Origin of the sequence: Vibrio aestuarianus (genome assembly GCF_012395185.1) — a bacterium.
GTDB lineage: Bacteria > Pseudomonadota > Gammaproteobacteria > Enterobacterales > Vibrionaceae > Vibrio > Vibrio aestuarianus.
The window spans coordinates 49,901-69,328 of the sequence record NZ_JAAZTU010000014.1 but is presented as its reverse complement, the minus strand read 5'-3'; the positions used below and the strand labels follow the sequence as shown (position 1 = coordinate 69,328).

At 43.6% G+C, this 19,428-nt stretch carries 19 protein-coding genes; 6 read left to right on the top strand and 13 right to left on the bottom strand.

The annotated features are described in order from the left end of the window. Window positions 1-88: 88 nt before the first annotated feature. Together HGG78_RS08760 and HGG78_RS08755 are read right to left on the bottom strand one after the other, a co-directional pair. Window positions 89-2,122, bottom strand: a complete 2,034-nt coding sequence (locus HGG78_RS08760; RefSeq protein ID WP_172532654.1) for a GGDEF domain-containing protein — start codon at window positions 2,120-2,122, stop codon at window positions 89-91. Window positions 2,123-2,237: 115 nt separating this feature from the next. Further along, entirely contained in the window at window positions 2,238-2,975 is a 738-nt protein-coding gene (locus tag HGG78_RS08755; protein ID WP_172532653.1) for a VP0952 family biofilm-associated protein, read from the bottom strand. A 52-nt stretch (window positions 2,976-3,027) separates the two neighbouring features. Between HGG78_RS08755 and HGG78_RS08750 the strand changes: the two genes are divergently transcribed. Further along, window positions 3,028-3,330 carry an MGMT family protein gene (locus HGG78_RS08750; RefSeq protein ID WP_053312166.1) on the top strand — a complete coding sequence of 101 codons (303 nt, stop codon included), beginning with the start codon at window positions 3,028-3,030 and terminating at the stop codon, window positions 3,328-3,330. A 30-nt stretch (window positions 3,331-3,360) separates the two neighbouring features. Here the strand turns inward: HGG78_RS08750 and HGG78_RS08745 are convergent, their stop codons facing one another. Then, window positions 3,361-3,792 carry a YbaY family lipoprotein gene (locus tag HGG78_RS08745; protein WP_171981513.1) on the bottom strand — a complete coding sequence of 144 codons (432 nt, stop codon included), beginning with the start codon at window positions 3,790-3,792 and terminating at the stop codon, window positions 3,361-3,363. A 137-nt stretch (window positions 3,793-3,929) separates the two neighbouring features. Here HGG78_RS08745 and tesB point away from each other — a divergent pair, with 137 nt between their 5' ends. After that, window positions 3,930-4,790: an acyl-CoA thioesterase II gene (tesB, locus tag HGG78_RS08740; protein ID WP_053312168.1), complete on the top strand. Its 861-nt coding sequence runs from the start codon at window positions 3,930-3,932 to the stop codon at window positions 4,788-4,790. Window positions 4,791-4,854: 64 nt separating this feature from the next. On the opposite strand, the gene HGG78_RS08735 is transcribed toward tesB, so the two are convergent. Further along, window positions 4,855-5,313 (bottom strand): Lrp/AsnC family transcriptional regulator, encoded by a 459-nt coding sequence (locus HGG78_RS08735; RefSeq protein ID WP_053312169.1) that lies wholly within the window; start codon window positions 5,311-5,313, stop codon window positions 4,855-4,857. 119 nt (window positions 5,314-5,432) lie between these two features. Here HGG78_RS08735 and HGG78_RS08730 point away from each other — a divergent pair, with 119 nt between their 5' ends. Then, window positions 5,433-6,503 (top strand): PLP-dependent cysteine synthase family protein, encoded by a 1,071-nt coding sequence (locus HGG78_RS08730; RefSeq protein WP_168521605.1) that lies wholly within the window; start codon window positions 5,433-5,435, stop codon window positions 6,501-6,503. Between the two features lie 59 nt (window positions 6,504-6,562). On the opposite strand, the gene HGG78_RS08725 is transcribed toward HGG78_RS08730, so the two are convergent. Continuing rightward, window positions 6,563-6,880, bottom strand: a complete 318-nt coding sequence (locus HGG78_RS08725; RefSeq protein ID WP_053312171.1) for a DUF1244 domain-containing protein — start codon at window positions 6,878-6,880, stop codon at window positions 6,563-6,565. Window positions 6,881-7,046: 166 nt separating this feature from the next. Beyond that, a complete protein-coding gene (locus tag HGG78_RS08720; RefSeq protein WP_172532652.1) occupies window positions 7,047-7,919 on the bottom strand; it encodes a Tim44 domain-containing protein in 873 nt (290 codons plus the stop codon). Window positions 7,920-8,098: 179 nt separating this feature from the next. On the opposite strand from HGG78_RS08720, the gene HGG78_RS08715 reads away from it, so the two are divergent. From HGG78_RS08715 to HGG78_RS08705, 3 genes are all read left to right on the top strand, one after another. Then, the gene (locus tag HGG78_RS08715; RefSeq protein ID WP_168786626.1) at window positions 8,099-8,689 is read left to right on the top strand and encodes a TetR/AcrR family transcriptional regulator; all 591 of its coding nucleotides are present in this window, start codon (window positions 8,099-8,101) and stop codon (window positions 8,687-8,689) included. Between the two features lie 15 nt (window positions 8,690-8,704). Next, window positions 8,705-10,576 carry an MFS transporter gene (locus HGG78_RS08710; protein ID WP_172532651.1) on the top strand — a complete coding sequence of 624 codons (1,872 nt, stop codon included), beginning with the start codon at window positions 8,705-8,707 and terminating at the stop codon, window positions 10,574-10,576. A gap of 160 nt (window positions 10,577-10,736) precedes the next feature. Next, on the top strand, window positions 10,737-11,660 hold the full coding sequence (locus HGG78_RS08705) for a YeiH family protein (RefSeq protein WP_172532650.1): 924 nt from the start codon (window positions 10,737-10,739) through the stop codon (window positions 11,658-11,660). 57 nt (window positions 11,661-11,717) lie between these two features. Here HGG78_RS08705 and HGG78_RS08700 read toward each other — a convergent pair whose 3' ends face one another. The 7 genes from HGG78_RS08700 to HGG78_RS08670 form a co-directional block, all read right to left on the bottom strand. Further along, window positions 11,718-11,891 carry a hypothetical protein gene (locus HGG78_RS08700; RefSeq protein ID WP_172532649.1) on the bottom strand — a complete coding sequence of 58 codons (174 nt, stop codon included), beginning with the start codon at window positions 11,889-11,891 and terminating at the stop codon, window positions 11,718-11,720. A gap of 126 nt (window positions 11,892-12,017) precedes the next feature. Continuing rightward, window positions 12,018-13,460 (bottom strand): o-succinylbenzoate--CoA ligase, encoded by a 1,443-nt coding sequence (menE, locus tag HGG78_RS08695; protein WP_172532648.1) that lies wholly within the window; start codon window positions 13,458-13,460, stop codon window positions 12,018-12,020. Further along, window positions 13,460-14,446 (bottom strand): o-succinylbenzoate synthase, encoded by a 987-nt coding sequence (gene menC / locus HGG78_RS08690; protein ID WP_172532647.1) that lies wholly within the window; start codon window positions 14,444-14,446, stop codon window positions 13,460-13,462. Before menC ends, menE begins: the two co-directional genes overlap by 1 nt. 191 nt (window positions 14,447-14,637) lie before the next feature. Further along, window positions 14,638-15,504, bottom strand: a complete 867-nt coding sequence (gene menB, locus HGG78_RS08685) for a 1,4-dihydroxy-2-naphthoyl-CoA synthase (protein WP_053312178.1) — start codon at window positions 15,502-15,504, stop codon at window positions 14,638-14,640. A gap of 37 nt (window positions 15,505-15,541) precedes the next feature. Beyond that, window positions 15,542-16,321 carry a 2-succinyl-6-hydroxy-2,4-cyclohexadiene-1-carboxylate synthase gene (menH, locus tag HGG78_RS08680; RefSeq protein WP_172532646.1) on the bottom strand — a complete coding sequence of 260 codons (780 nt, stop codon included), beginning with the start codon at window positions 16,319-16,321 and terminating at the stop codon, window positions 15,542-15,544. Next, a complete protein-coding gene (menD, locus tag HGG78_RS08675) occupies window positions 16,311-18,026 on the bottom strand; it encodes a 2-succinyl-5-enolpyruvyl-6-hydroxy-3-cyclohexene-1-carboxylic-acid synthase (RefSeq protein ID WP_172532645.1) in 1,716 nt (571 codons plus the stop codon). The genes menH and menD overlap by 11 nt, the downstream gene beginning before the upstream one ends. Continuing rightward, on the bottom strand, window positions 18,023-19,330 hold the full coding sequence (locus HGG78_RS08670; RefSeq protein ID WP_172532644.1) for an isochorismate synthase: 1,308 nt from the start codon (window positions 19,328-19,330) through the stop codon (window positions 18,023-18,025). The genes menD and HGG78_RS08670 overlap by 4 nt, the downstream gene beginning before the upstream one ends. Window positions 19,331-19,428 lie beyond the last annotated feature (98 nt).

Sequence of the window (19,428 nt, the reverse complement as noted above, 5' to 3'; positions counted from 1 at the left end):
AGCCGAAATCCTGACAGATTTCGTCATTTGGCTTTAAGTGACTAGCATTTAAACAATTCGGGAGGCAAAAAGACATATTTACCCTTTATTAACGAGTTGATGTACCTATCACTTTTAGTTTTGGGGTAGATTTTGGCTCTGCATGCCGATGTTTTGCTTGGTACATCGCAATATCGGTTTCATGAAGTACATCTTGCAAACTCATGAAATGATCACGTTGGTTTGATACACCAATCGCCACATTCACTTCAATGCTTAAACCTCTCTTCTCATCAATAAATAGGAATGATTCTAACTGCTTTAGAATGGAAGAGAGCGAGTCATTATTATATTGGCCGATAAGGATAAACTCATCACCACCAATGCGATAGCTGCGACCGCGCCAGATATTATTGATACGACTGGCTAGTGATTTAAGAACTTCATCTCCCACTTCATGCCCATAATTGTCGTTAATCGGTTTAAAGTTGTTCACGTCTAAATAGATCAGTGTTACGTAGCTATTTAATCCTCCGGAGTAGCGGCTATACAGCGCTCGGCGGTTACGCAGTTTAGTTAAGTTATCCGTGTTTGATTGCGAATGAAGGTACAGAGCGACAATGGATAGAAAACCGAGCACCAACATAAACAACCATTGAGTTTGTCGTGAAAATGCTTGCTCTGCGGCTAGCGTAGCACGCCAGTCTGGTTGATAGTCATAGCTGTTAATAATTTTTGGGGTATCAATCATCTTAATAGCACGAGAAAACAGCGGAGCAAGCGATGCCCCCATACTATTTTTAGGGAACCCGATAGCAATATCAGAAGAATAAAAGCTACCGATCAAAGTATCTTCGACCAAAGGTAATAAGTTATCCGCTTCACGCAGTACCTGGTTGAAATTGGCTCGGCTCAAAACAACATAATCGACTTCTTTATTTAACAGTGCTTTGATCTGCTCATCCTGCATTTTATAAACGTTTAATGCTTTATGCGGTAACATTCCACTGAGCAGTTCTTCAAAAAAGTCATCTTTAATAACGCCAATACGCTCCACCACAAGTTCAGATATATTGCTATAGACATTATCTTTGTAGTTTTCACGCTTGACCAAAATAGCTTCTGGTCGATAGTAACTGTCGCTGAAGTAAAGCAAACTTTTCCGCTGTTGAGAAATCGTAACTGGGGCAAGAATATCAATCTGTTTATCAAGTAAATCACCATACATACTTTCCCATGTTTCATCAGCCGTACTAGCTAATTGACACTTAAGCAGTAAGATATCACACGCTTGAAATACAATATCTGCACTGATCCCTTTAACCTCACCGTTGCGTTGATATTGCGCAAATTGACTGACATTTTCTAACTTTATTTTTAATGGTCGCTGTACATTGAGCCCGCTGTCGATAACGGACTGACGCAATGCTTGTTTACGAATATCAAATTGGTACTTCTGTACCGACTCACGTAATAACTTTTGCACAGCAGCAGAATGTACATACGACTCAATTTGCTTCAACAGTAGAGTATTGTGTTGTTTAGGTGTAATGATTGAAACAGGTTGAATCGGCAACTGATCATTGAGCAATTGTGCATCGAGGCCTTCCATCAACATCGGTTTTAGCTGATTAATTGCATCAACCACACCATCCACTTTTGCCGCTTTGAGTAATGCTTTAGCTTTAATAGCACCATCATATTCAATTAATTCAATGTGAGGATAATGATCGCGGATCAATGATCCATAAATGGTCCCTTTCGGCACGCCTACTGTTCTCATGTCATTTAACTTTGCATTGATATGACTGAACACATACGTATATTCAATATTGGTTGGGCTAGAGAAGTCGAATCGTTCGGCACGCTCATTGGTATAGGTAACGTTCGCGGCAAAATCACTTTCACCAGACTCAACCGATTTTAAAATCGCATCAAAACTGGGGTAATTGACATAGTCAATATCAAGATGGAATTGGTAAGCAACGGCATCAAACAAAACACGAGTAACGACATCGTCAGCCTCTGTAGCAACGCGGTAAGTTTTATCAGTCACTATCGGGGCTGACACCGCGGTATTGGCCGCTAATATCGATCCGAGAAGACAAAGATGTAAAAAAGCTTTAGCCATGACGTGTAACATTATTTTTATCTGTTTTTTTGATAAAAACATCATATACCAATGCCGTTGATATGCATAAGCATGAACTAACATTAATATCTATAATTTTGCACTAAATGTGATTGTGCATTCACTTTTATTCTATTTGCTCTTCTGTGCTTTTGAGCAAATAATCCGTCATCCACGCCGTACACAATAGGCAGATCCAAACCACAAACACCGAGCTAGGTACCTCGCTCGTTGGTGACACAACCAAAGTTGCAAAGCCGACAGTGGGCAATGTCCAACACAGTAAAGGGTTCCAACTAAACGTGGTAAGTTTAGTTAAACTTTCCATCGATGCCATGATGCCAGTGATGCTGAGTGCGACCAGCACCGCATAAGAGAAGTCCGCCATCCACAAGGGTAATAACAGACATAGAGCCCACCAGCGATGTTTATTTGAGGGTTTCCAGTGTGAAGCTGCCCACCAGACCAGTATCACCGACAAGGTTTGAATGATGGTTAACCAACCAGTACCGCCCAGTTTTCCTGCCGACTGCGTAACAATAATACCCACTTGCAGAGTGACAACAATAAGCGCGCTGATTAATACAACTCCAAGCCGACTTCGCTTGGAAAATGCCACCATCAACAATGGCAGCAGCACCCAAATACTAACGGATAAAGCAATCGGTTGATAAGACAGCGTAAAGCCGTATGTTGTCATCGCTGCAAGAAGTACTAAACCTGCCACTCCACCTTGTGGCAAAATCCACAAAGCAGGAATGACAACGGCCAAAACGGGAATGTCGCCGTCACTTAAACCGATGGCGCGCGCGCAAACTACAGCTAACGCTGTTGTGATCAGAAATTGAAATGTTGAAAATAGCATGCCCTCTCCTTATACCGTTCCTTGGTAACAATCGAACTAGGACATTATTAGTATGGACCAATTTTTAGCACAGATCTTTGCGGTGATTCACCAAATTCCAGAAGGAAGAGTAACAACCTATGGTGAAATTGCACATTTAGCAGGCTACCCCGGCTATGCTCGCCACGTCGGCAAGGCTTTAAGCCGCTTACCAGAAAGCAGTAAATTACCTTGGTATAGGGTTATTAATAGTAAAGGGGAAATATCCTTGAAAGGTGATGATTTAGAACGTCAAAAACGAAAGCTTATCGCAGAAGGGGTCGCGGTTACGGAAAGTGGTAAGGTTAAATTACGGCTCTACAAATGGCAGCCATAAATGCTGCCATTTATTATTCGTTAACCTTTTTTATTTGCTGCCGACACCAATCAAACGCAAATTGACATGTTTAGTGTTATTCTCATCAGTAATTACGGCATAATGCGTATCCGTGATAAAGCGAAGTTTTCCGCCGATTTCAATACGAGCGCTTACGCTATAGGTATGACGTGCATCAATTTTTCTGCTGTCAAAAGCTAAATCAAACTCAAGCGGCACTTGCATGCCATTGGTTTCAAAGCGGTGCTTAGCAATGATTTGGGCTGGTGCATCCGCTAATGACACATCTTGTAGCGTCACGGTAACTAATGCGTGGTCCGGCAATGCAATTCGCTCACGATACGCTACCGTACCAGTGATAGTTTGGATTGGTTTCGCAGAAGATGGTTTTGGTGATGACTGACAACCAACTAGAAGCAAACCTAGGGCTGCTGATACGATAAACAACAATGCCTTTTTCATAAAACCTCACTTATGATATTGAATTGTCGGTGAGTATAGGCATGGTTCACTTTTCTGTCATGTAAGCTTTTAGATATTGACAAAATAATGACTCAGTAAAAAATACGATAAAGAGATTGATAATTAGGTGAGGATCTATGAGTAAGCCACTAAATGAACTATTAGATTTACTACAACTCGAAAAATTAGAAGAAGGGCTATATCGGGGTGAAAGTGAAAATTTAGGCTTGCCACAAGTTTATGGTGGGCAGGTCATTGGTCAGGCTCTCTCCGCCGCTCGTTACACCGTAGAGTCAGACCGTACCGTTCACTCGTTCCACAGTTATTTTCTCTACCCTGGTGATCCTGAAAAGCCAATTGTATACGATGTAGAGAATCTCAGAGACGGCCGTAGCTTTAGTACACGCCGAGTCAAAGCGATTCAAAATGGCCGCCCTATTTTTTATCTCACCGCTTCATACCATGGTGAAGCCCCAGGATTTGAGCATCAAAACACCATGCCCGATATCCCAGGGCCGGAAAATTTTGCATCCGAATCAGAATTAGTCGAGCAAATCGCTCAATTTTTACCAGAGAAGGTAAAGAAAATGTTCTGCGGTGAAAAAGCGATAGAAATACGCCCTGTCACTGTGATTAATCCATTGAAACCCAAAAAAGCAGAGCCAAAACAATACCTTTGGATTAGAGCCAATGGCGCATTGCCCGACAACCAATTGATCCACCAATACCTGATGGGTTATGCCTCAGACTGGGGATTTTTAGTGACTGCACTGCACCCGCATGAAGTCTCTTTGATGACACCTAATTTTCAGGTTGCGACCATCGATCATTCCATCTGGTTCCATCGCCCCTTCAAAATGGATGAGTGGTTGCTCTACGCTATAGAAAGCCCAACAGCCAGTAACACACGCGGCTTAGTTCGAGGGGAAATCTATAACCGTCAAGGTGACTTGGTCGCAACAGCCGTTCAAGAAGGTGTAATGCGCTTTACTAAATAACGACCCACCAAGGCTTTACCTTAACCTAGGGTAAAGCCTTGGTGTTTTGAGTAACCGGCTCCGCTCATAAAGGTAATTGAGTGGTATATTTCAACGACTCCATAGCAAATGTTGACGTAACATTACTGATACCTTCAACGCTATTGACCAGTTTTTTGTAAAACTGATCAAAACACTTCATGTCTTTTACCAGCACTTTCATCATGTAATCATATTCTCCGGCCATTCGATAAAATTCCATGATTTCTGGGTATTCCGAAACTGTCGCAACAAAACGGCTATACCATTCATGTGAATGGTCACTAGTTTTTATGAGTACAAACGCCGTAAAACTTAGGTCCAGCTTCTCAGGGTCTAACAACGCCACTTTCTTGGCGATCACACCGGATTCTTCTAATTTTTTCAATCGCTTCCAGCAAGGAGTTGTCGTCAGGTTTACCGCTTCAGCCAAATCATTGAGTGATAAGGTACTGTTTTGTTGCAGTAATGAGAGAATCATCCTATCAATTTTATCGAGTTCCATAACTTTACCAAAAAAGGAGAATTATTTTCTCCAAAAATACAAAACCACAGTCAACATAGCAAAGTTTTTCTCCTCAACTAAGGGTAAATTACACTTATAATAACAACGGAGATAGACTCATGTGTACTGATCATCAGTGGATTAATAATGCAATAAAAAAAATAGAAGCTGACTATCAACGCTCAGCCGACACGCACTTGATCAAATTAGATCTACCTTGTGTCGATGGCATTGACATCTATTTGAAAGATGAAAGCACACACCCGACAGGCTCGTTAAAGCATCGTTTGGCGCGTTCTCTTTTCCTTTACGCTATTTGTAATGGCTGGGTTGGCCCTGAAACCACCATTATTGAATCATCATCTGGTAGCACTGCGGTTTCTGAAGCGTACTTCGCCCGCTTGCTTGGTTTGCCTTTTATCGCGGTGATGCCGAAATGTACGGCTCGCAAGAAAATCGAGCAGATTGAAATGTACGGTGGTCAGGCACATCTTGTTGATCGTTCAGACCAAATTTATGCTGAATCTCACCGCTTAGCACAAGAGCTCAATGGTCACTATATGGACCAATTTACTTATGCAGAACGCGCAACAGACTGGCGTGGTAACAGCAACATTGCCGACAGCATTTTTAGCCAAATGAAAATGGAAGACCACCCCGTTCCTACTTGGATTGTCATGAGTCCTGGTACTGGTGGTACTTCAGCAACGATTGGTCGCTTTATCCGCTACCAAAAATACGACACAAAACTGTGTGTCGTTGATCCTGAAAACTCAGTATTTTACGACTACTTCCAAAGCCGTGATCCTAACCTTACTCTGGTCTGCGGCAGTAAAATTGAAGGGATTGGTCGCCCACGTGTTGAACCTAGTTTTATTCCTGGCGTAGTCGATGATATGCGCAAAATCCCAGATGCAGCAAGCCTTGCAACCGCCTATTGGCTAGAAAAATTACTTGGAAGAAAAGCAGGCCCATCGACAGGCACTAACTTGTACGGTGTATTGCAACTCGCCAGTGAAATGAAACAACGCGGTGAGAAAGGGTCAATTGTGACACTGTTGTGCGATAGCGGTGAACGCTATTTAGACACGTACTATAACCCAGAGTGGGTTGCCCGCAACATCAGTGATCTACAACCTTATTTAGATAAACTGAACCTGTTCGAGCAAACCGGCCATATAATGAATTAACTATTCTCAAATTCAAAAGCCTTTTAGCAAAACGCCCTCTGTGATGGGGGCGTTCTCGTTTATTTATTCTGTTTAGCTTCAAAAGCCGCAAGTTGCTCTGGAGTAGCCGGCGGCTGATGATTCAGCTTCCACTCATCATAAGTCATGCCATATACGCGCTCGCGGGCGTCATCGATATCCAGTTCAATCCCTTGGTTATCCGCTTCCGCTTTATACCATTTACTAAAGCAGTTACGACAAAAACCCGCAAGAATCATTAAATCTATATTTTGCACATCTTTATTATCATCTAAATGTGCTAGCAGGCGACGAAAAACCGCAGCATCTAGCTTATCTTGCTCTGCTTGTTCAAGGTTTTTATATTTAAATTCAGCCACTTTATTTCCTTTTTATTTTTATTGAAGACAGACATGAGTATGTCTTAACTATCACCCCTTGCCAACGTCTTACAAGATTGTGGGAGATAAGAAAGACAAAACGCCCAAGAAGACTTGAGCGTTTAATATGATCATCAGATTAATGTATAACCTTAAATAACAGTGGTTAGCCTTGAATACCGACAATTAACCATGGCGCATTAGGCTGAGTGAGATCTCGTTCTAAATGCCACACATCTTCAATATTTTCTTCAATACCTTCTACAGCATCACGATAACGACCGCTAAACTGCAAGCTAAGCTGCGCTTTGTTAGCATCGTAGTCAGCACGAACGATTTCAGCATCAACGTACATCACATCGGTATGTTGTTCACCCTCTAACTTAGCACGCTCTTGCTTTAGGTCTTCAAACAAGCTTGGAGACACATACTCTTCAACCGTTTCAAGTTGGTTGTGGTTCCACGCACCTTGTAAAATACGGTAGTGCTCACGTGCACCATTTACAAAGGAGACTTTATCAAAACCAGCAGGATAGTTATGCGGGATATCGCTGTGTGCATTGGCACCAAATCCACCCGTTGCTTGTGGTTGCTGTTCGAAGTTGTGAACGTTAGGTTGTTCAAATTGATGTTGATTGCTGTTCGCACCACCAAAAGCTGGCTGTTGTCGATTCATACTGCCTTGCTTGGCTCCAAGCATGCCGCGCATAAGCTTGAATAAGACAAACGCGATAAGGCCCATGATAAGAATATCCATAAACTGGATACCTTCAAACGCACCACCAAAGAAGGCAGCAAGAAGGCCGCCCGCTAACAAACCGCCAAGTAAGCCGCCCATTAGACCTTTTTTGCTCGAACCAGCTTTACCTGTTTGATCTTGTTTAATTGTGTCATTTTTTGGTGTTTGTTGTTTTGGCGCAGGTGCCGTTTTAAAACTTTTACCAAATGACTTACCGCCACCAAATTTCTTTGCTTCGGCTATTGGAGTGACCGCAACAGCGACCATCAGTAGCGCAACAAGGGAAAAAAGACGTTTCATGTTTTTCCTTAGGGTTATTTTTTATTGAGGCGCTACCATCATAACCACTTCGGATATACAAGAAAACCTCTGCTTTAAGTGGACATGTATCAGAATATTGCAAATAAAGTGTGTATCAGTTGACGCTTATACACCACCTATCTAGAATATCGAACATTGTTCATAATTAAAACATAACCATGGCAAGACGAAACGATCACACCCGAGAAGAGCTGATTAAATTGACACTCAAGGTAGTAAAACGCTTTCTTGAGGATCACACCTATCATGAGTTAAGTTTACGCAAAATCGCCACCATGATTGGCTATGTACCAAGTACGTTAGTCAATGTGTTTGGTAACTACAATTTGCTGCTTTTGCATGCCGTAGCACAAACGCTTGATGAATTATCAGCGCAAGCTAAAAAAGCCGTCAATCAATGTGATGACCCAAGACAAGCACTCTATCTGTTAGCCTACTGCTATCATGACTTTGCTTTGCAGCATCCTAATCGTTGGCAGCTTATTTTCGAACACAATATGAATGGCGAAGCCCTACCTGACTGGCAAGCTGAGCGCATAGATACCATGACAACCATGCTTGAAGGTTTGTTACAAATAATCGCACCCCAGCGCACCAAACAAGAAATTTTGCAAGCAAGTCGCGTATTATGGTCTGGCGTGCATGGTATTACCTTATTAAGTGTAGATGACAAGTTTTTCGCAGCCGAACCGATTGATGGTAAGGAGCTGATCGAAAACTTACTCTCCAATTATCTCACTAACTGGTAAAAATAAGGAATAGCAATGCCTCAGCATCAATCCTCGCTGCTTACTCAACGACGTTTTCTACCTTACTTTATCACCCAGTTTTTTGGGGCTTTTAACGATAATATTTTCAAAAATGTACTACTGCTTTTCGTCGCTTTTGCCGGTGCAAATGTTTTACCTATATCAAGCAACCTTTTTATAAACCTCGCTGCTGGGTTATTCATTCTGCCTTTCTTCCTCTTTTCAGCCTCTGCGGGTGTGCTTGCAGACAAGTACGAGAAATCCGCCTTTATTCGTAAAGTCAAACTGGCCGAAATAGGCATTATGTGCCTTGGGGCAATAGGATTTATTACGGAAAGTTACGTTGTTTTATTGTTGTTGCTGTTTTTAATGGGGACTCAATCGGCTTTTTTCGGTCCAGTAAAATACGCGTTACTCCCTCAGCAACTTAAATCTAAAGAGCTGGTTCCAGGCAATGCGTTAGTAGAAACAGGAACTTTTCTGGCAATTTTATTAGGTACGTTAGGTGCTGGTTTGATTGCGTCAGCAGAGAACGCAAAATACGTTGCCGCTGCAGCGGTTGTCATATTTGCGATTTTGGGTTATATGGCCAGCCGCCATATCCCCAATGCTCCCGCTTGCGCACCTGATTTGAAGTTTCGATGGCAGCCGATCAAACAAACCAAGCAAACCATTGCCATAGCAAAAAGTGATCGCACTATTTTCCAATCGATAATGGCTATCAGCTGGTTTTGGTTTTTGGGGGCGGCATACTTAACTCAATTTCCTAATTTCACTCACCATTATTTAAATGGTAACGAAAGTGCTGTCTCCTTTTTGTTGGCGCTTTTTTCGGTTGGAATTGCCGCCGGTTCAATGGCATGTGATAGGCTCTCTAACCATCGCATCGAAGTTGGTATTATTCCGATTGGTAGCTTTGGTATTACTATTTTTGGTTATTTGATGGCACAGGCGGTTCCAGAAAGCTTGCCGACATTTACAGACTTTCACAGCTTTTTAAGCTACCAACCACTGTGGCCATTATTCTTCTATTTGCTCATGATTGGTGTCTCTGGCGGTATTTTTATTGTGCCTTTATACGCTTTAATGCAGCAACAAGCTAAGGTGACACAGCGGGCACAAGTGATTGCCGCGCTCAATATTTATAATTCACTATTCATGGTCGGTAGTGCCATTTTAGGTATTGTTTGTTTGAGTATATTGGAACTCTCTATTCCTCAATTGTTTGTTATCTTAGCGTTACTCAATCTATTCGTGACGATCTCTCTGTGCTTACAGGTACCCATTTTTTTGGTTCGTTTTTTGGTGTGGATTTTGACTCACACTATGTACCGAGTGAACCATAAAAACCTACATCATCTCCCCGAAAAAGGCGGCGCATTACTCGTATGTAACCATGTCAGCTATATGGATGCGTTGCTACTCAGCGCCGTATGCCCACGGTTAATCCGGTTTGTGATGGAAGAAGATTATGCAAACTTGCCGCCTTTACGCCGATTCCTAAAGCGGGCTGGTGTTATCCCTATTTCGGCAAATAATAGAAGCTCTATTCGTCGCGCTTTTAGTGAGGTAGAGCAAGCATTAGCCGAAGGTCATATCGTGTGTATTTTCCCAGAAGGACAGCTAACTGCCGATGGTGAAATCCATGACTTTATGCGCGGGATGGACATCATTTTGAAACGCAGTCCTGTTCCTGTGATACCGATGGCTTTAAAAGGGCTATGGGGCAGCTACTTTAGCCGAATAAAAGGGCAAGCGTGTCGCGGCTTACCGACTCGATTCTGGTCCCATCTCGAAATAGAAGCAGGAGAGCCGGTCGCGCCATTACAAGCCACAACGCAACTGATGCAACAAAAAGTCTCTAAACTGCGCGGAGACTGGCGTTAACACTAGTGCAAGTGATGTTTTTTCTTGGTGTCATACGCTGATCTGATTGCCATTATTTTGAACGGAGTTCAGTTTTATTGAACGCTAGTTCAAAACATCGAAACTACAACTGCGCGGCTATCCTATACAATGTCATTCTTCTTCCCTTGCGCTTGATACGATGAACATCTCTTTTAAATATATTGCATTTTTACTGGCCGCCATTGCCTGCTTAACGCCTTACGTTACCTCGCCTACCGCTTTGGTCATTGGTTTTTTTATGGTCAGTGTTGGCTGGGTTCCCCACAACCTACCGATTGCCAAAATGACCAAAAAGCTACTCGCTTATTCGATCGTCGGCTTAGGGTTTGGTATACCTTTGCAAGAAGCGTTAGCGGTAACCAGTAATGGGATAGGACTTATTATTGCTTCGATTACAGCCACGTTATGTATAGGCTGGATATTAACTAAACGGCTAGGATTGGCACAAAAAACTGGCTATCTTATTGCTTCAGGCACCGCAATTTGTGGTGGTAGCGCCATTGCTGCGGTTGCTCCAGCCATCAATGCTGACGATGATGAAATCGGTTTAGCGTTGGCCACCGTTTTTGTCTTAAACTCGATTGCTCTGTTTGTATTTCCACTCATTGGCCATGCTTTGCAGCTCGATCAACACACTTTTGGGACTTGGGCGGCAATCGCTATCCATGACACATCTTCTGTTGTGGGCGCAGCTTCTGCTTATGGTGAAGAAGCACTTAAAACCGCGACAACACTGAAGCTCGCGCGAGCCTTGTGGATAGTACCTGTCGCTGTAGTCAGTGCGATGATTTTTCGCAATCAATCAAAGAAAGTGACAATTCCTTACTTCATCGTCTTTTATTGCATCGCAATTTTAATCAGTGATTTTTTGCCGCAGTTAGATGCAATATACAACGCCGTCTTCATTGTGGCAAAAAAAGCACTCGTCGTCTGTCTGTTTCTGATTGGCTGTGGCATTTCAGTAGAGAAACTAAAGGCTTCGGGGCCAAAGCCATTAATTCTGGGCATCAGCCTATGGTTTGCTATTTCAGTCTCATCATTAGCTTGGTTAATGTTCGCTTAATACCGAAATGGGGAAATAGAACAACGATGTATCAGGTGATATTAAGAAAGGAAAAGCCTAAAAATCTTCAGCTTTGAAAGTCGCTCGCTTGGGCTTATTGATTTGGTACTTAAACAGCCAAGCGACAATCGCAACAAAGGCAAACAGTTCAGCAACAGCGCGAACTACGCCCTCACTGCTGATTGATATACCGACAAGTAGTGCGATGATGAAGATAAATACGCTTTTCATGATTTCCAGCTATTCCAAACTCAGCTTTTTAATGGTTTCATTATGAAGTTGAGTTATAAGCTTGAGAAATTCAGTTTTGGACTATCTAATAACTAAGGCGTGTTGTACTCACGAAGTGAGCACAGACTAATCCGCAATTCGGTACTGGGTTTGATGATTGGACAACCACGCTTTAAGCGCACTGCGAGAGACTTTGATGCCTGATTCTGTCAGTGCTTCTGGCATTAAAAAATAAGCCACTGGCCATTTAAACTTGTCTAATTTACCCGCCAACCACTGCTCTATTTCTTGCTGATTAAGTGGTAAATTACCACGCACCACGGCAACCGATCGGCAGCCAAATTCAGCATCTTTAACCGCAACAACCATCGCTTGTTCGATATCTAAATGGCGATTGAGTACTGCTTCAATTTCTTCACAGTGAATATTCTCTCCGCCAGAAATAAATTGATTATCAGCCCGCCCTATAATACGTAACTCGTTACCCAACCATTGGCCGAGATCTTTGCTGTCAAACCAACCCATAGCGTCCACAAAAGGAGTGACAGTCCCTTGGTGATAATAACCACTGGCTAGAGTATCGCCACCAATCCAGATACGCTGTTGCTCCACTTTCAACTGGCGATTTGGCAACAAGTAACCGGCACTATTTTGATTATCGACACGCTTGGCTGTAACTGTCGACGCCGCTTCGGTCATGCCATAACCTAACCAAGTTTCAATACCAAGTTGCGCCGCTTGTTGGCTGAGGCTATAGGGAATATGGCTACCACCGAGCAAAACATGCGTTAAAGTAAGTGCTTGCCCACTGTCAAGCAACCGTTTTAATTGTGTAGCCACCAAAGAAGCATGAGTGACTTGCTGGATATCTTGGCTCAGATCTCCACTGCCAACTTTTAAACACGCTCCGGCGCTAAGCCAACGGTAGATAATCGCCAAGCCTGAAACATGATACATCGGCAAGCTCAAAAGCCATGTATCCTGCTCTGTATAGGAAAAATGCGTCAATAACCCGCTTGCAGAAGCAAAATGCTGCGCAGAAGTATGTACGACCGCTTTGGGCTCACCTGTTGAACCGGAAGTAAACACGATCGAACTCAATTGCTCGACGTCGAAACCGTCTGCAATGGCAGTGCTACTCGCCCGTTTCTCGCTATCTTCAAGCCTTACAAGTACGGTTCGTGCTGCTAATGCAGCGAGCTCAGCTTTGCTCAACGCAGCACCACACCCGAGCCACAACCAAGCAGTTTGGTCGGGCTTGTACAAGGTATTAAGCTTTTTTTTAAGCAGATCATAAGGCTGCGGCATGGTTATAGCGCAGATCACGCCAAGCTTAAGGCTCGCCAAATACAAAAGCAGCAGTTCAGCGCTATTTTTTCCCACTAGCGTTAATACATCATTAACTTTTAACCCTTGTAGGCTAAGCGCATCAGCATAGCCATTCACTAACCGTGTTAGCGCTGACCACGTGTAATCACCTGATGGAGTAATTAAAGCCAGTGAATTGGGGACCTGTTGCGCTTTCTGCTCCCAAGGGAGGGAAGATAATCTGTGCCGAGCTTGCTGCATTATGACTGCCAAACAACGCTCTGCTCAGACAACGATTGCAGCGGTAAATCGCAGCTGGGCCAGCTCACTTCCAATTGGGCTTTAAATAAACCAATGGTATCTAACCCTGGCACTTCGTCGGGCAGTTGCCACTGCGCCAAACGAGCTAATTGACACAGCCCTAAACTGGATTCAATACTCGAACTTATCACCGCCTGGATCCCCATTGCTTTGGCTTTTTCAATCAATGCAATACAACGCGCAACAGAGCCAATCAATGTCGGTTTAATCACAATGGCTTTTGCACCCGTTAAGTCTTCTAAACGAAAATCATCTCGACGCACAGCATGTTGCAACGTTTCATCCCAGGCAATGGCAATACCACTATTAATCGCAAAAGCGAGACTGTGACTTGGCGACTGACATGGCTCTTCTAAAAAAGCAATGCGTTGACGCACCGAAGGAGAAACGTACTTAGCAAATTGTTCCGCTTTGGCTGACGTCCAAGCGCGATTCGCATCCAGACGCAGCTGTAAATCAGGCATCGATTCTAAAAAGAGGTTCACTAGCATCCCATCACGGATCGCTTCATAGAGACCCACTTTTACTTTCGCCACTTTTTTACCCGGCATGGCATTTAATAATGGGATCAACTCATCTGGGTCACCAGTGCATAAAGGTGCAGCGTGATAGTTACCCATTAGTGGCAATTCACCGCTTAGCTCAAGTTCTGCCATCGAGAGGCCAAAAGCAACCGAAGGGAAAAGATCATCATAGGCAATTTGCTCACCACCAACCCAACGCTCAAGTTGTTGCGCAGCTTGCAGTTGTGCTTCTTCAGCCGACTCCACACTAAAACCGACCAGCGGTGCAACTTCACCGAAGCCTTTATTTTCGCCTTCGCACAATTCAATAATGAAGCCTTCGCGCTCCACCAGCTTTTGTTCACGAAGAATGACGCCGCTATCCATCGGTAGACAGTAACGATATAGTTTGGCACTGCGCATAAATTTCATCTCTTCTTAATGACTTTCTCTAGAGAGTGATAAATCTTCTCTAGCGATACTTTTCCTACTTGAAGTTGTTTGGCTATATCAATGTTCCGTGAATAAAAACAAACCATCAAAGGCAATAAGAGATACTTAATGCTATCAATAAGCATCTCCAATATAACCACGAAACAACTGATAAGATTCAATTAAGGGTTACGAGGGAATTTATTAAACTCTGGGCGTCTTTTTTCATTGAACGCATTACGACCTTCTTGGCCTTCTTCCGTCATATAGAACATCATGGTGGCGTTACCCGCCAGTTCTTGTAGACCGGCTTGACCATCACAGTCAGCATTCAATGCGGCTTTCAGGCAGCGCAACGCCATAGGGCTGTGCTGAAGAACTTCACGACACCAACGTACCGTCTCTTTTTCTAGCTCATCAACCGCAACGACGGTATTCACTAAGCCCATATCCAACGCTTCTTTCGCGTCGTAAAAACGACATAAGAACCAAATTTCACGTGCTTTTTTCTGACCAACGATACGGGCCATATAAGAAGCTCCCCAACCACCATCAAACGAACCTACTTTAGGGCCAGTTTGGCCAAATTGTGCGTTTTCAGCCGCAATGGTTAAGTCACACATCATATGCAGTACATGACCGCCGCCGACAGCCCACCCAGCAACAGAAGCAATGACAGGTTTTGGACAAGTGCGAATTTGGCGTTGGAAATCAAGTACATTAAGGTGGTGCGTACCTGAATCGTCACGGTAGCCGCCGTAATCACCACGAATTTTTTGATCTCCCCCAGAGCAGAAAGCATCTTCGCCCAAACCAGTAAGAATGATCACACCAACTTGTTCGTCATAACGTGCATCCGCCAGCGCATTGATCATCTCTTTTACGGTTTGAGGGCGAAATGCATTGCGCACTTGTGGACGAGCGATGGTGATTTTTGCAATGCCATCTGGGGATTTGTGATAGTGAATATCTTCATATGCTGCGCCGCAGTCATTCCACACAACGGGCGCGTACAATTCTTCTTCAGTAATACCAACAGTTTTAGCCATGATGATTTTCCATTGTTGTTCTAAATTCGATGCTTATTTAGCATCGACGTATAAATTCTCGAATAATTTCGGCAAAAGCCTGTGGCTGCTCTTGGTGAACATTATGTCCAGCGTCTGGCACAGGGTAATACCGCAAGCCACTTTGCTTTGCCAATTGGGTAAACTTGGTATCGTTCTCGCCACAGACATAACACATTGGTATCTGCGACGACTTTAACTTATCAAGCAAATAAGGCTGTTTAGCAAGCGAGGTAGAAACTAGCGTCTGAGCAACCGCAGCGCCAAGGTTAGCACTACGTTTTGTGATTAAGGTTTGTCTTTGCTCATGATTTAATGAAGAAAATACCGCTTGCTGATACCAATCGCCCAACACTTGTTCAATTGGCTCATTTTTGAACCGTTCTGACCAAGCTGTGTCACTGGCAAGTCGCTCACTTCTGAGTGCATCATTATGTAAACCAAAATTACCGCCTTCGATCACGACACCTTGGATATTAAATGTATTGAAACATTGCATCGCAACACCATACATCACCATTCGTCCGCCTAAAGAATAGCCGATCAGAACAATAGGAGTATTCGGCGCTATGTGCCGATTAATGATATTAGAAATGTGATTACAGTCAGCTTCAAAGCCACCGCTTGGGCTTGATTGGCTTATACCATGCCCTGGCAGTTCAATCGTCACACAACGATAGTCTGTGAGGTAATGAATACTCTCTAGCCAATCATCACCACACCCCAATAAACCATGAACAAACACCAACACGGGTTCGCTGTTGATCGCTATTGGCTGTGGACGTCGACTAGTTGGCATCAATTTGCTGAGTAAATTGTTTAAGTTGAGTTGAAGCTTGCTCAGGAGGTGTGATCACTTCAACGATTAATGTTCCTTGTCCCTGCTGTAAGTGCTCACTCACGGCAGATTGATACGCAGATAATGTTTGAGGATGAACATAGGACAAACCAAATTGCTTGGCCGCAAACTTAAACTGATAGCCATGAGGCATTTGATAAAGCGCTGACTTTTGAGCGGCAGGTACTGGCAATAAATCAAAAATCGCCCCGCCATCGTTATTGGTGACCACAATCACTAATGGCGCACAAGTATGAGTGACTAGTGCAAGAGAGTTGAGATCATATAATAAGGCGGTATCACCGATAAGCATAAGCATCGGCTGTTGGTTAATGCGTTGCACACCAGCCATGGTTGCCACTAAGCCATCAATGCCAGAAGCACCTCGGTTGGAATAGACATGGCGATTGTCGAGCGTAGCAAACATATCAACTAGGCGCACAATTAGGCTGTTACCAAGAAAAAGATCAGCATTTTGGCTACGCTCAGCAAGATCCAACGCAACCGCAATTTCACTTAATGACTCATCACCACACAAATGCAGTTGTGCCAGTTGCTCAAGCTCGCTAGCTTTGCTTTTTAATTGGTCAGCCCAACCGGCCTGAGTCGCACCTAATGCCGTCCACTTGCTAATATGTGTTTCAACCCATTGTTCAATATCAGCAACAAAGTGCCATTGAGGTAAGTGGGAAGGGTTATTACGCTCAGCTTGAGATGAAACATATATATACTGCGCTGCGCGCTGCGTAACCTGTTCACTTAACCATTGATTAAGCCTTTTCGACACTAAACGAGATCCAAATTGAACAATCACCTCACATTCGCTGAGCTGCTCTTTCGCTACGCTATTTTGCAGCCATAAATCAAAATGTGCCCAGTCGCTGTTCACCCCAGATTGTGGATCACACAATACTGGCCAACCGAGTTTATTTGCAAACTGCTTGGCTTTCTTTGCGTTTGCAAGGTTCAATGAACCAATAATGATTAAACCTTTTTTATTAAATAGCTCACCACAATCCATGCTTTCAGTACACCATTGCCCAAAGCTTGAACTGTATGGCTGAGAGCTTGACTGCCATGAATCGATAGATGCTAGATAGCCAGCAAACTGGGTTTTATCCCCTTGCGAATATAAAGGTTCGGGAAATGGGCAGTTAATGTGTACCGTTCCACCTTGTCGAGCTTGGTTTGCCATCATTTCATCAAGGCTAGTGAGCAGCCAGGTTAATGGTACTGCGGTATTTGGGCTCGGTAAGTTAAGGGTTTGAGTCACATGTGAAGAATAGATGCCAACTTGATTGATGGCTTGATTCGCACCACACCCTACTAACTCAAGTGGGCGATCTGCGCTTAAAACCACCAATTTTTCGCCGGTGAGTTTAGATTCAGCAATCGCTGGCAACAGATTAGCCACCGCGGTGCCAGAGGTCACGATTACCGCGACTGGCTTTTGACTTGCCTTGGCTAATCCCAAAGCTAAAAAGCCTAAACCACGTTCATCAAAATGCGTATGCAGTGTGAGTTTTTGATTGGCATCCGCTTCAAGGGTCAAAGGAGTCGAGCGCGAACCCGGTGCAATACAAACCTCTTCAACATCCAAACGTGTCAGCTCTTCAAGAAGGGTCTGGCTCCAAATTCGATTCAATACTGCTTGATCTTGTTTCATGATGCGACTCCTAGTGGCAAGTGGTCACTAATCAAACTCAACAATGTTGACATCTTTTTATCTAGTTCTTGCCATTCATATTCCGCTACTGAACCGGGGACAATCCCAGCCCCAGCAAATAGCTGCACTTGTTTATCCACTAATAACGCACTGCGAATGGCCACACAAAACTCCGCTTTTTGATGGCTGATATAGCCTACCGAACCAGCATACCACCCACGAGCAAAAGGTTCATGGGCGAGAATGAAATCCATCGCCTCTTTGCGCGGTAAACCTGCAACCGCAGCCGTAGGTTGCAATGCACTGAGCAGTTGCACACCGTTAATGCCTTTTTTAAGCTGAGCATGGATACTGCGTTTTAAATGCTGCACTTTACGTAACCGCACTAAGCGCGCTTCCTGTTCTACCTCAACACATTCAGAATGTGGAGTTAAACGCTCAACAATATCATCCACCACATATTGGTTCTCATTGAGATTTTTACTGTCTTGAGAGAGCCAATTTGCCAATTCCATATCTTGGCTCGCATTCATGCCACGACCAATGGTTCCAGCCAGAGCTTCCGTATAAAGCTCATTTCCTTGACGCGCATATAAACGCTCAGGGGTTGAGCCCATAAAGCTGTGTTTTTGGTCCAGTGCTAACAAAAAATGAAAACTGTGATGATTTTGCGTAGAGCTAGCTTTCAGCAGTTGCGCTGCACTGAGTGGCGAATCTAAATTCAGTGTTGTTTTTCTCGCTAGCACCACTTTCTTAAACGCATTTGCCTCAATCCTATCAAGTACCTGATCGACAAGCTGCTGCCATTGATTCTCATTTGGCTCATGCTTTATGCATTCAATATGTGAAGAGATTGAACGTAATGGGCTTATATCCATTTGTAGTTTATTCAGCGCCGCTAAAGTACGGTGGCGTTCTGCGGTCACGTTAACAGCAATTGACCATTGTTCATCAAACCGAATCAATTCAATTTGTGGCAGAAAAAAGAATGACGACATGCAACGTTTGTTTTTATCGGTATTACCATCAAACGAGCGACCACCCCAGACACGTTGCTCAGCACCTAAAATAGTATAAGCAGGTTCTGGTTCAGAGAACGTATATAGTTGGCCTAACGCGACCACTTCTTCACGCGTGTCACGTGATTGCCAGTAAAACTTAGGGAAAATTGGTTGGGCTTCAAGCCAATCAATAGACGCGAAAAGTGGAGCTTCTTGCAAATTTTGTACAAAACGAACGTCATCATCCTTCGCGTCGTTTATTTGCTCTATCAACAGAGCAATGGCTTGATGAAAATGCGACAAATCGACCTCGTAAATATTGAGAGACGGGCTTTACTGATGGCTACTCTATTTAGACAGGCAGCGTAAATCAAGGTTGCCTCCCATCTTTTGCAAATTCC